Source organism: Actinomyces bowdenii, assembly GCF_017592395.1.
Lineage (GTDB): Bacteria > Actinomycetota > Actinomycetes > Actinomycetales > Actinomycetaceae > Actinomyces > Actinomyces bowdenii.
Genome location: NZ_JAGFOU010000006.1, coordinates 18,786 through 31,369 on the forward strand (window position 1 = coordinate 18,786; position 12,584 = coordinate 31,369).

Sequence of the window (12,584 nt, forward strand, 5' to 3'; positions counted from 1 at the left end):
CTCAGATGTCCATGCGCACGATGATGACGTCGTTCTCCTCGGCATGCAGGACGGCCTCCGGCGGGGCGGCCGCGATCCGGGCCATCTCCTGCGGGCTGATCTCCAGCGAGCCGCCCTCGATGCGCCGTCCGCGCAGGGCCACCGCCCCCAGGCCGCCGGTGCGGGCGCGCACGGCGTCGTAGTCCTCCAGCAGTCCGGCATCGATGGTGCCCGCCAGGTCGGCGCGCTGGTCCTCCACTGAGGCGATCTCCTCATCGAGGCGCGCGAAGCCGGCGTCGCGCTCGGCGGTCAGCTCCCGGCCCGCGGCACGGATCTGCTGCTCCTCCTGGGCGAGGCGCTCGACCTCGGCCCGGGCCTGCTCCAGCTCCTCCATCGCGGCGATCTGCGCCTCCTCCAGGACTCCCTGGCGCACCCCCAGGTGGTCGATCTCGTGCTGGATGGCGCTCAGGTCCCGGGCCGCATCCCGGCCGGACAGGAGCCGCTCGCGCAGCGCCTCGGAGCGGCGCACGACCTGGTCGACCTCCTCCTCGCGGCGGGTGGAGGCCTCCTTGGCCTGGGCCAGGGCCGCATCAGCCAGGACGGCCTGGCGCTTGTTGGCGGTGAGCCGTTCGATGGTGGCCTCGATGCGCGCCAGCACCGGCAGGTGGGTGCGCTCGTGGCGCAGCCGGGCCAGGCGGGAGTCGAGGGCCTGCAGCTCGATCAGCAGGCGCTGCTGGGCGATGGGAGCGCTCATCACGGGTGTCCTTCGATGCTGGAGGTGGTGTGGTGCGGTGGACCGGGGCCGGGTCCGATCCTCTCACGCGCCGTCGGCCGTGGTCAGGCGCATGGTCCACGGGTCGGTGACGGTACGGGACACGACGGCGCTCAGGCCGGCTCCCTTGGCGAGCGCCTCGGCCTCCAGGCGCCGGGCCAGTGGTGGCAGCCCCACCCATTCGGTGGCCCAGTGGGTGCCGCACAGCAGGTAGGGCCGTCCGCCCTCGAGGTGCTCGGAGGCGGGGTGGTGGCGCAGGTCGGCGGTGAGGAGGACATCGGCACCCACCTGGCGGGCGCGCGCCAGCAGGGAGTCCCCGGCGCCCCCGGACACGGCGATGGTCCGCACCTCGGCCTCGGGGTCGCCGCCCAGGAGCAGCCCGGGGGCGGAGTCCGGGAGGGCCCGGGCCGCGGCGGCGGCGAAGTCCCGCAGGCTGACGGGCCGGGGCAGGCGCCCGACCCGGCCGATCCCCTGGGCGGGGTCGGTGGGGTCCGGCTCCAGCGGGACGACGTCGTCAAGCCCCACGGCCGCGGCCAGGGCGTCCGCCACTCCCCCGTGCGCGGCATCCAGGCTGGTGTGGGCGTTGAGCAGGGCGATGCCCGAGCGGATGAGCCGGTGGATGAGGCGGCCCTTGGGATCGGTGGCGGCCACGGCCTCGGTGCCGCGCAGGTAGAGGGGGTGATGGGTGATGATCATCTCCACGCCGCGCTCGATGGCCTCGTCAATGACGGCGGTGACCGGGTCGACGGCCAGCAGCACTGAGGAGACCCGGTCCTGCGGGTCGCCGCAGATGAGCCGGTTGGAGTCCCAGGAGGCCGCCAGGGCGGGGGGCGCGACCCGCTCCACCAGGTCCACGACCTCGGCCACGCTCAGGCAGGCCCCGTCAGCGCGGCCGCCCGGGTCGGGGGCCGGCCGTGCGCCCGGGGCGCCGTCAGGGGCGGGGGCGGGAGCATCTGTGGTCGGTCTCGTCAGGTCTGCCGGCTGCGTCATGGACCCAGGCTAGAGGACACGGGCGGGTCTGAAGCGGCCCTGGGGATCAGACCCGGCAGGACGATCTCTGCGCGCCAGCAGAGAGTCTCCTGGGATCTCGGGGCGAGGTGGCGCACATGGGACGAGCCCCTCGCACAATCCCGGCGAGTGCATGTTGCGCGGTTGCTACAAACGTGGCAGCGTAAAGCCAGAGAATCACAATCCAGTATCTTTTCCTACCTTCGGTTCAATTTTTCGTGGGGTGGCGCATCCAGTGACCTGTGACGAGCAGACGCGACGCCGGGAGGGCGCGGCCGTGCGCCCGGGCCCGTGTCGGGACCGGGAGGCACCGACCGGCTGACCCCCGGTGCGAGGGCCCTCCGGCCGCCTCGTGGTAGAGGCCGTGCCGCGCCCCGCACGTCCCCGCTCCGCACCTGTCCCGTCCCAGAAGAGGTCCCCATGTCCTGGTCCTTCGGAATGTTCGTCGTGCTCATATGCGGCGTCATCCTCACGGCCGCCATCGGCGTCAAGCTGTTCTTCAAGCGAGGCCTGCCCCTGAGCTCGCGCCGGGGCCCGCAGGAGCGCGAGGGCCGGGCCGCCGCGCCGACGGCGCAGCGGCCGGAGGAGCCGGACTGGCGCGGGCGCGGGTCCGACCGGCCCCAGACCGCCCGCTACCGCCTGGACTCCCCCCGACAGGCCCAGGGCTTCGCCGATCGCACGGGGCTGCCGCGGGCGCTCATGGACTCCTCCCCCTACCTGCCCCTACTGGTGCTGGTGGGCGCCTACCTGGTGGTGTGGTTCTTCTGGCGGATCATCGTCACCCGGCACGGCAGCTTCGACCCCTGGCTGATCTGGGCCTTCAACATCGTCTTCCTCTTCGTGGCGCTCCAGCTGCTGCTGGCCTTCTCCGAGCAGCGCCTCATCGGCTCCGGGCCCACGCCCCAGCGGGTATCGGTGCTCGTGCCCCTGTACAACGAGGACCCCGCAGTGGTCCAGCGCATGCTCACCGCGCTGCTGGTCCAGAGCCTGGTGCCCTCCGAGATCCACGTCGTCGACGACGGCTCCACCCAGGGCACCTACTTCGAGCAGCGCCAGTGGTTCCTGCGCGAGGCCCGCGCTCACGGGGTCTACGCGACCTGGCAGCGCACCCCCAATCGCGGCAAGCGCCACGCCCAGGCGCAGGCCTTCCAGCAGATCAGGGAGGCGGAGGTCTTCGTGACGGTGGACTCCGACTCGATGCTCGACGCCGAGGCGCTGCGCGAGATCACCCTGCCCTTCTGCGACCCCCGGGTGATGTCGGTGGCCGGCGTCATCCTGGCCACCAACAACCGGATGAACCTGCTGGCACGGGTCACCGACATCATCTTCGTCACCCAGCAGCTCACCGACCGCTCCTCCATGTCCCGGCTGGGGATGGTGCTGGTCAACTCCGGAGGGCTGGCGGCCTACCGGGTATCCGTGCTGGCCGACCACATCGACCTCTACATGAGTGAGGAGTTCCTGGGCCGGCACGTGGAGTTCTCCGACGACTCCCTCCTCACCCTCTTCGCGGCGCTGAGGGGCCGCACGGTCCAGCAGCCCACGGCCTTCGCCTTCGCCTGGATGCCCGAGCGCTTCAGCCACCACCTGCGCCAGCAGATGCGGTGGTTCCGCGGCTCCTTCATCCGAGGGCTGTGGCGGCTGCGCTTCCTGCCGGTGATCTCCTGGGGCTGGTGGCGCCAGCTGCTGGGCTGGCTCCAGCTGTGGGTGGTGGGCGCCACCTTCATCTACCTGGTGATCTGGCGCCCCCTGATGACTGATCACGGGATCCCCGTGGAGGTCGTCATCATCCCGGCGATCATCGGCCTGGTGCAGAACATGCGCTATGCGGGCGTGTGGCGGTCGGACACCTCCGAGCGGCAGCGCTACAGCGCTCTGGTGCTCTCCCCGCTGGCCACCATGTGGACCACCGTGCTGCTGCGCCCCCTGCGCGTGTGGGGGATGCTCACCAGCACGAGGATGGGATGGAACACCCGCCAGCAGGTGGAGGTCTCCGAGGACGGCGGGATGGTCAACCAGGTGCTGGCCCACGCCGGGGCTCTCAGTGCGCCGGGCGAGATCGCCGCACCGCCTCCGCCGGGGCGGGCGGCGGCGGCCGCGACTCCCCCGCCCCCGAGTGAGGCGCCCATGGCTGCCGGGACCGCCGTCATCGCGGCGAGCCCGGAGACGGCGGGCCCTCCTCCCCCGCCGCCCCCGCCTGCGCCCGCACCGCCACCGCCGCCTCCCCCGCCGCTGTCGGGCCACGTGGCGCGCCCGCCACGGCACAGCCCGCTGCCACCGCTGCCGCCGAAGGCACCGCTGGCAGGCGCCTCGAACTCCGCCTCCTCACCGCCCTCGGCACCCGCCAGCGGTGCGAAGTCACCCGCCTCCGTGCACAAATCCTCCCAGGGCAGGCGGCCCTACCCCCCGGGTCACCTGTCCGTGGGCTCGTGGTCCTGAGCGGGAGTCGCCCCCGAGCCGCACTCAAGAGGCCCGCAGTGGCCCCCGGTGGATCGTCACCGGGCCCCTCACATGGCCCCTCAGTGGCTGCGGATGTAGGAGTAGAGCAGGAGATCGGGGCGTGAGGGCCCGGGTCGGCAGCCGGCGGTGGCGGCCTGAGCCGCCAGCTCCTCCGGGGTGCGGATCCTCCAGGAGGTGGTGGCCTCGCGGGTCTCGAGGACCTCGCCGGCTTCATCGGCCCCAGTGCCGGCCCCGTCCTCAGGGCGGGCGCAGGCGCTGATGGTCCACCGCATGGTCCAGGAGACGGCGCCGTCCCGGGCGGCGTCGGCCCTGCCCTCGGTGCGGTAGGCCAGGTCGCCGATACGGGTGGTGCCGAAATCGGTCCAGGGCAGCGCGGCGCCGTCGAGGGGGCCTTGGAGCGCGATGATCACCGGCGCCCCGGGCACCAGCCGGGAGCCCACCAGCTCCCAGAAGCCGGCCAGGGCGTCGTCGTCGAGGTGCCCGATGACGTTCAGGGCCGTGATGGCCCCCAGGCGGCGGGGCAGGAGGTGGGCGACCTGGTCGAGGGTGCCGGCCAGGACGGTGGTGCGCTCGGCCAGCTCCTCGCTGGCGGCGACGGTGGCCATGAGGCCGGCGCGCATGGCGGCGGAGGGCTCGACGGCATACAGCCTGCGGTGCCCGGTGGCCAGGGCGGGCAGTGCCGTGCCGATACCGGCACCGAGGTCGAGGGCGGGCTCCTCACCTCCCTGCGCGCTGGCGAGGATCCGGCTCAGGGCGGCGTTGATGGGCGGGGTGAAGGGGCGCGTGAGGGCGCCGTAGATGTCGGCGTTGCCGGTGTAGAAGTCGTGCGGCTCGTTCATCTCGCCCCCAGTGCGGTGCCATGCGGTGGGAGGAATCCTCCCACGGGGCCCGCCGGCCCGGCGCCATCGGACTGCGCGACCAGCGCCCTGGGCTGTACAGAACTCCCCATGGGAACGGTCAGGAAGGGGTGCCGCGCTGGGGTAACCTTCGGTGTGTCGTCCTCCCCGACGGCGTCCTGAGCCCCGCGCGCCGGCGCGAGAGCACAGGCACTGCCCCCATAGCTCAGCGGTTAGAGCAGCGAGCTTATACCTCGTTTCGTGCCTGATAAGCACAAGGTCCTGGGTTCGAATCCCAGTGGGGGTACTCCTTATCGGTGGGGTGCTGCAGGGCGCTGCGGCATCCCGCCGCGCTCACAGCGGGTGGGCGGCGCTGAAGGAGCGCACTCGGGCTCCCAGGCCGCTCAACAATCCCTCCAGGCGCCAGGTGAGCTCGGCACTGGCCGGCCCCAGTGCCCCCCAGTCCGGGTAGAGGGTGCCCAGAAGCGCGCCCCCGGCATGGAAGGCGACCTGCTTGCCGGGGCTCACGGTGGCGGTGATCCTCGCCTGCTCCCAGGGCACGGGGGTGAAGGCGCGGTGCACGCCGGTCCTGGAGACCAGGACGCAGGCCTGCTCGGTCAGGACCGCGGTGAGCCTGCCGCCGTCGCTGATGCGCAGGAAGGGCACCCCCGACCAGTGCTCGCGCTCGAGGCGGACGTCGCGCCAGAACGTCTTCGCGGCCCGGCCATCGCCGTGGGCGGGCAGATCCCACGGGGGCAGCCGCGAGCTCCTCAGATCCTCGAAGACCGGCCAGAGCCGGGCCATGCCCACGGGGCGCCAGAAGACCTCCTGTGCCAGGGAGCGCGAGCGCAGGAAGGTTCCCGTATCCGTTGCGGTGGCCTGGAGCACTTTGGTGGTGGCCGCATCCAGGGGGTGGCTGGCGGTCGCCACCCACCCGCCGGCCCCCAGGCGGGCGGCGCGGGCGCGCTCAGCGGGGATGATCGCCTCGATGGCGTCGATGAGGGCACTGAGGTCCTCCGGGTGCCACAGTCCGGCGCGGAACAGGGTGACGGGGGCGCTGAGCGCCATGATGTGGACGGCTTCGAGAATCCTCTGCGATGGGACGATGCAGTGGCTGCCCGACGTGGCGCCCATGGCCTGGAAGGCGGTTTTGCCGACGATGACGGAGGCCAGGTACTGGCCCCAGCCGGAGTAGTGCACGAGGGTGCGCCGAGCGTGGCTCTCCAGGAGGCCGGCCAGGGCGCCGTCGTCGATGTAGCCCGCGGTGCGGGCCCGGGTGAGCACGTTGACGATTCGGCAGTCGTCGAATCCCCGCGCCCCGGCCGCGCCGGCAAGCATGGCGAGGGCGGGCACCTGCTGGGCCGCGATGAGCGGATCGGCCCAGGAGCCGGCCGCTGCCGCCAGCTCCTCGCATTGGGCGATCGCCGAGGGCCCGTCGATGACGCCGAAGGCGTTCTTCAGGGCCCTGGCCGAGGCCGGACGGTTCAGTGCCGCCCAGCCGGGGCCCTGCGTGTCGCGCAGCTCCTCGATGGCGGCGGGGTAGGACTTGGCCAGCAGGGTGTGGTCGGCGCAGTAGGGAGAGGCGAGCAGGTTGAGATTGCTGAGCACGAGGAGACTCCCTCCTGGGGCCGGTCATTCTCCCGGCGATCCTGGCAGAGGCGGTGGAGGGCTGACAAGAGCCCGCTTCCTGGGTGCAGGGCGCGCCCGTGCCGGTGGGCCAGTGAGGCCGGCCCGGCCGCGATCGTCGGGGCGCGGTGGTCGGTCCCCCGATCTGCTGGCTGTCTGCCATGGCCAGCGGGCCGCACTGCGGGTACTGTTCTGCGAATCGCTCCGGGGAGCCGGCCCGGGGCACTGAGCGCCGTCGAGGAGGACGTCGTGACGCAGGCACACGAGAGCACGGATTTCATCGCCCCCGACCCCGAGTCCCTCAAGGGCGCCTGGGTCCAGGACTGGAGGGCGCTGGAGGAGCAGGCCCTGGCAGACCCCCAGGGGTACTGGGCCGGGCGCGCCCGGGAGCTGGAGTGGTCCCGGCCGTGGGAGGAGGTCCTGGACGACTCCGGGGCTCCCTTCTACCGCTGGTTCGTGGGGGCAAGGACCAATATCGTCACCAACGCGGTGGACCGCCACCTGGTCACGGCCCGCAAGAACAAGCTGGCGCTGGTGTGGGTCGGTGAGGACACCGACCAGGTGCGCACCTTCTCCTACTTCGCCCTGGCCAAGCAGGTCGAGCGCATGGCCAATGTGCTCAAGGCGATGGGCGTGGGCAAGGGGGATGTGGTGACCATCTACCTGCCGCGCATCCCCGAGGTCTTCTTCGCGATGCTCGCCTGCGCCAAGCTCGGGGCCATCCACTCGGTGGTCTTCGCCGGGTACTCCGCCGACGCCCTGACCGCCCGCATCGATGACTCGGAGTCCAAGGTGGTCATCACCGCCGACGGGTCGTGGATCAACGGCAAGGTCTTCCCCCTCAAGGAGATCATCGATGAGGCGGTGCGCTTCTCCCCCACGATCCAGAACGTCATCGTGGTGCGCAACACCGGCTCTGAGGTCGCCATGGACCCGATCCGCGACCACTGGTACCACGAGCTGTGCAAGCTGCCGGTGGCCAAGGGCCGCTGCGAGACCGTCCAGGTCGATGCCGAGGACCCGCTGTTCATCCTCTACACCTCGGGATCCACGGGCCGGCCCAAGGCGATCCTGCACTCCCATGGCGGCTACATGGTGGGCACCTATGTCACCCTCCACGACTGCTTCGACATCCATGACGAGGACCGCTGGTGGTGCACCTCCGACCCGGGGTGGATCACCGGCCACAGCTACCTGGTCTACGGCCCCCTGCTGTGCGGCGCGACCGTGTTCATGTACGAGGGCAACCCGACCTTCCCCTACCCCGACCGGTGGTGGGACCTCATCGAGAGCTATGGGATCACCTCCTTCTACACCGCGCCCACCGCGATCCGTACTCTCATGCGCTTCGGGCAGGCCTGGGTCAAGCGCCACGACCTGTCCAGCCTGCGGCTGCTGGGAAGCGTGGGCGAGCCGCTCAACCCCGAGGCCTGGACCTGGTTCCACCAGGTGGTGGGCGAGGGCCGCTGCCCGATCATCGACACCTGGTGGCAGACCGAGACCGGCATGTTCCAGATCACCACGGTGCCGACGATGCCGGCCAAGCCGGGTGCGGCCGGCCGCCCGGTCTTCGGCCAGGAGGCGGCCGTCGTCGATGAGCAGGGGCGGGAGGTGCCCGACGGCGTGGAGGGCAACCTCGTGCTCAAGCGCCCCTGGCCCTCCATGCTGCGCACCCTCTACCGGGACCCCGAGCGCTACCGGCGCACCTACTGGGGAAAGTACCCGGGCCTGTACCTCACGGGGGACTCGGCCAAGCGCGACGCCGATGGCTGGTTCTGGATCATCGGGCGCACCGACGACATCATCAAGGTCTCCGGGCACCGCCTGGGCACCGCGGAGGTGGAGTCCGCGCTGGTCTCGCATCCTGCGGTGGCCGAGGCGGCGGCCGTGGGCCTGCCCCACGAGGTCAAGGGGCACGCCATCCACGTGGCGGTGGTGCTCCACCAGGGCGTGGAGCCCTCCCGCAGGCTGGAGGCCGAGCTGCGCCAGCATGTGGCGGCGACGCTCTCGCCCATCGCCAAGCCCGAGTCCTTCGACTTCCCCGAGGCGCTGCCCAAGACCCGCTCGGGCAAGATCCTGCGCCGGGTGCTGCGGGCCCGCGCCCTGGGGCAGGACGAGGGAGACCTGTCCACACTGGACACCGACTGAGCCGGGGCCGCCGCGCCCCGGCACGTGCCGGGGCTGTCGGCTGAGCAGGGAAGGCAGCCCGCATCGGGCCTCCGAAGGCCTGACCTGAGGGAGCGGCGGTGCTAGGTTGTTCCGGTGCCCCGGCGCGAGCCGGGGCACCGGCCCCTGTGGTGGAATCGGTAGACACCGCGACCTTAAAAGTCGCTGCCTTCGGGCGTGCGGGTTCGAGTCCCGCCGGGGGCACCACGGTGCTCGAGTACGAACCCGCAGCAAGCGAGGTCGTGGCCGGAGCCATCTCAGACGACGAGTGATGCTCACCCTTGGCGGTGGGCGTTTTTCGTTGGGATGAGAGGCCTGGGTCCGGGGCCGGGCTCAGGGCGGTCCGGCTGGATCGGCTTGCAGTGGTGGCGCTGCCGTGGTCGGCAAGTTCCTGGGAAGGGGCACTGGTCTGGGCGTGCTGGTGCGCCGCCTGCCGTAGCCCGGGGCTGGTCAGGTGGTCGAAGGGGAAGCTGAGGATGGCGGCGGCGCTGGTGCGCTGCTCGGGGTCCTGGGTCAGGATGAGGCCTGTGCTCGGGGCTGGGTTGCGGGCGGTGTGGTCGTCGGTCACTCCGGCGCCTTTCTGCCGTCCGGCAGAACCTGCCTCCGACTGGTTGGTCGGCCAACCAGCATCGCCCCCAGCGTCTCCGGTCTCCCCGGTGGCCGTATGCCCACCATCACTCCCAGGGCCGTCGCCCTCGGGTTGGTGGGGATCGGCTGGTAGCACCACTCGTCCGTCCTCATCGACCGCTGGGTTGACCAGGATTCGTTGGAAGAAGACGCGGTCGAGCTGTTTCTTCAGGTGCTCCGGCGCTACGGCGTAGAGCCGCTGGCAGTCCTCCAGCAAGTCCAGGGCCTGGGTCAGGTGCTGGCGGACCTGGGTGATGTCTGCCTGGTAGCCGTCGAGCTGGCGCTGAATCCCAGTGATCTGCCGGGTCAGGCGCTCCTGCTCCTCCTTGAGCAGTTCCAGGGGAACGGCGCCGGCGTAGTGGGCCTGAAGCAGCTGGCGGCGCTGGTCCTCCAAGCCGGTGCGCCGGGTGGTCAGGGAGCGGATCTGCTGCTGGCGCCCGGACTTGATGTGGTCCAACTCGGCCAGCAGGTAGGTCTCAACAGCCTGCCTGTCCTCGGGTGTCAGGCAGATCCTCCCGTACAACTCGGCTACCCGGGCCTCGACCTGGTCGATGAGGACGGCTCGGAAGGTGCAGTCGTGGGTGCGGTGGCGCCGGGCGCACACGAAGTAGGGGTAGGTCTGGCCGTGGCGGTTGGTAGCCTTGTGCACCAGCAGGCGGCAGCCGCATAGCCCGCACACCACGGTGGATTTCAGGTGGTGGTTGTGCAGGCGCTGCTGCTCCCCGTGACGGTGGGCGGCCAGGATGTCCTGGACCTGCTGCCAGGTCACCTCATCGACCAGCGCCTCATGCCGGCCGGGATACTCCACGCCCTGGAAGGAGACCACCCCACGGTAGTAGGGGTGGCGCAGCAGGGTGTGCAACCGGTTCTTGGTCAAGGGCTTGGCCGGCTTACTGGGGGTAGCGGGGATGTCCAGGCCCAGGCCGGCCAGGTGCTCGGCCAGGCGGGCCACCGTCCAATTGCCGGTAGCGTACTCGCTGAAGGCCAGGCGCATCAGGGGCGCGCGGTCGGGGTCCAGCTCGACAGTGCGGATCTCGCGGCCCTGGGCATCCTGGCCGCGCACGTTGCGATACCCCAGGGGTGCCTTGCCGATAGTGCCGCCGTTGCGGGCCTTCTGCCCCATGCCTTTGAGGACCTCGTTGGCCAGGTTGCGCGAGTAGAACTCGGCGATCGAGCTCATGATGCCGTGCAGCAGGATGCCGCCCGGGGTCTGGTCGATGTTCTCGCTGGTGGAGACCAGGCGCACCCCGGCCTGCTCGAAGGCCCGGTTGATCTCCACGTCATCAGCCCGGTTGCGCGCCAGGCGGTCCAGCTTGTGGACGATGACGTAGTCGATGCCGCGATCGTCCTGGAGGTAGGCCAGCATCCGCTGCAGCTCGGGGCGGTTGGCGCTGCGGGCCGACTCGCCGCGGTCGACGAACTCCTTGACGATGAGGGCGCCCATAGAGGCGGCCTTCTTCTTGTTGGCCTCCCGCTGGGCCGGGATGGAGAACCCCTCCTCAGCCCCCGCCCGCTGAGCCTGCTCACGGGTGGAGACCCGGATGTAGGAGACAGCCCGCTTGGGCTCCAGAGCGGCAGACATGGCCTGAAGCGGGTCAACGCCCGGCGAAGCCGCTGCGGCGGTGGGCGCGTCTGAGGTGGTTGTTGTCGGGTTCATGAGGTCCTCCTTTCGGCGTGATTGCTGTGTTGGGGTCTGGCGGTGAGGTTGGCAGCCGACGGCGACGCGAACTTGCACAGCGCTGGCATCCTGGCGCCACTGGCAGGGCTGACCACCCCAGACCGTCATCTCACTCAGTGAGATGGCCTGTCTCCATTGACGCTCAGATGGGCGGAAGAGTCAAGGGGGATCATTGAAATCGCAACAATAGCGGGACGCCTCACCAACATGCCCAAGCCGAGGGCAGTACCCCCTACCAACGCCTCTACGTCGCCATCTCGACCACCATCATGCAAGGCTTGGTGTGTGGTGCTAGCAAGAACCACCGACTACGTGTACAATCTCATACAAGACCTCCCCACAAGCCAACCTAGCACTCCACACTCCTCTATGGGACATCAAAGAACTCATAACACTCCTCACTCTCCCCCACGCATCCTTGACGCATGTCGTGAATCTTGCCGAGAGTAGGACACAACCCTACCGCCAACTATTACCTGAAACTACTCTCAATTGAAAAGACGTGGAACCAATCGAAAATTTTATCGCAACATAAACCACCAGCCCTTATCGTCTAAATAAAAATACGCCACATACTCTCGCACCTAAATTCCCCCTAGTTTTCTATCAGGAATGGACCATAAGAATGACAGCCCTTAGCGAAATTATCTCAGGTTTACGAAATTTTCGATCCTCACTTTTAACAGGCACATTGATTGGCGCCACGATTTATGTAGCATTCTACAAACAACTCGAGTTGTCCATAAATCCCAGTCCTGCGATAATAAATCTATATTCTTTTCAATCCTGGATGCCTCTAGCGATGACAGCCTTATGCGCTTTTTTAGTAGGTTCTCTGTACGTAACTGCTCTTGAAGGTGCTGTTGATTGGGTTCATCGCAGGCGGCTAGGCAAGAATTGCAAGAAAAAAAGTTCCCTTTAAATCGCATTTGTTTAACAATCTCACCCATATCGCAAGCGTCTCTTGAGCGACTTCAAATTGAAAGCGAGCGTTATTACCGCGAATTAACTATTCCTTCAAATGCTCCGTTTTGGCTGAGAGACGAAGATAGTTTTCTTTATAAAAATCAAGCGGATATACTATGGATGGAAGGAAAACTTGCAGGGTTGCCGCTTAAAGCCGAGTATCGTCAGTATCGTGCTGAAGGAGAGTGGCAGTTAGCAGTCGCAATTTTATTGCCGTTCACTAGTGTTGCTATGTTAAGCGGATTTGGAATCTCGAAAATTCAAATAGCCATCGCCTGTATCGTCATCGTCTCGCTTTCTATTAAACTTGCAGGGTATGGGCTTTACTACTATCGTAGAGCTAATAGTCTTATTGCTCATCATATTGCGGATGGTTCTTTAATGACACCAGCAATGGAGACCGCCAGTCGCATATGCAGTTCCCAAGATGTCTCGAATTAAGGTATTATATAATTATCAGTCAAAC

The 12,584-nt window shown here is 68.4% G+C and carries 8 protein-coding genes, 2 tRNA genes and 1 pseudogene; 6 read left to right on the forward strand and 5 right to left on the reverse strand.

The genetic code is table 11. The features are described 5' to 3' along the window. Position 1 precedes the first annotated feature (1 nt). Both J5X07_RS03840 and J5X07_RS03845 read right to left on the reverse strand, forming a co-directional pair. The gene (locus J5X07_RS03840; RefSeq protein ID WP_208478737.1) at positions 2-736 is read right to left on the reverse strand and encodes a zinc ribbon domain-containing protein; all 735 of its coding nucleotides are present in this window, start codon (positions 734-736) and stop codon (positions 2-4) included. 60 nt (positions 737-796) lie between these two features. Further along, positions 797-1,741, reverse strand: coding sequence for a Nif3-like dinuclear metal center hexameric protein (locus tag J5X07_RS03845; protein WP_208478738.1), 945 nt, complete (start codon positions 1,739-1,741; stop codon positions 797-799). Between the two features lie 438 nt (positions 1,742-2,179). Here J5X07_RS03845 and J5X07_RS13225 point away from each other — a divergent pair, with 438 nt between their 5' ends. After that, positions 2,180-4,198 (forward strand): glycosyltransferase family 2 protein, encoded by a 2,019-nt coding sequence (locus J5X07_RS13225; RefSeq protein WP_279596042.1) that lies wholly within the window; start codon positions 2,180-2,182, stop codon positions 4,196-4,198. Between the two features lie 80 nt (positions 4,199-4,278). On the opposite strand, the gene J5X07_RS03855 is transcribed toward J5X07_RS13225, so the two are convergent. Then, positions 4,279-5,058: a class I SAM-dependent methyltransferase gene (locus tag J5X07_RS03855; RefSeq protein WP_124934557.1), complete on the reverse strand. Its 780-nt coding sequence runs from the start codon at positions 5,056-5,058 to the stop codon at positions 4,279-4,281. A gap of 212 nt (positions 5,059-5,270) precedes the next feature. Here J5X07_RS03855 and J5X07_RS03860 point away from each other — a divergent pair. Beyond that, positions 5,271-5,362 (forward strand) — tRNA-Ile (locus J5X07_RS03860). A 47-nt stretch (positions 5,363-5,409) separates the two neighbouring features. Here the strand turns inward: J5X07_RS03860 and J5X07_RS03865 are convergent. Continuing rightward, positions 5,410-6,663: a DUF1266 domain-containing protein gene (locus J5X07_RS03865; RefSeq protein ID WP_124934556.1), complete on the reverse strand. Its 1,254-nt coding sequence runs from the start codon at positions 6,661-6,663 to the stop codon at positions 5,410-5,412. A gap of 267 nt (positions 6,664-6,930) precedes the next feature. On the opposite strand from J5X07_RS03865, the gene acs reads away from it, so the two are divergent. From acs to J5X07_RS13355, 3 genes are all read left to right on the forward strand, one after another. Further along, positions 6,931-8,829: an acetate--CoA ligase gene (acs, locus tag J5X07_RS03870; RefSeq protein ID WP_341769398.1), complete on the forward strand. Its 1,899-nt coding sequence runs from the start codon at positions 6,931-6,933 to the stop codon at positions 8,827-8,829. A 140-nt stretch (positions 8,830-8,969) separates the two neighbouring features. Beyond that, positions 8,970-9,054, forward strand: a tRNA-Leu gene (locus J5X07_RS03875). 559 nt (positions 9,055-9,613) lie between these two features. Continuing rightward, on the forward strand, positions 9,614-10,144 hold the full coding sequence (locus J5X07_RS13355) for a hypothetical protein (protein ID WP_341769399.1): 531 nt from the start codon (positions 9,614-9,616) through the stop codon (positions 10,142-10,144). Here the strand turns inward: J5X07_RS13355 and J5X07_RS13360 are convergent. Next, positions 10,058-11,260: pseudogene (locus J5X07_RS13360) on the reverse strand (recombinase family protein); the annotation flags it as partial. The gene J5X07_RS13355 and the pseudogene J5X07_RS13360 sit on opposite strands and share 87 nt — an antisense overlap. A 759-nt stretch (positions 11,261-12,019) precedes the next feature. Between J5X07_RS13360 and J5X07_RS03885 the strand changes: the two are divergent. After that, complete coding sequence (locus J5X07_RS03885) at positions 12,020-12,559, forward strand: hypothetical protein (RefSeq protein WP_208478739.1); 540 nt, start codon at positions 12,020-12,022, stop codon at positions 12,557-12,559. Positions 12,560-12,584 lie beyond the last annotated feature (25 nt).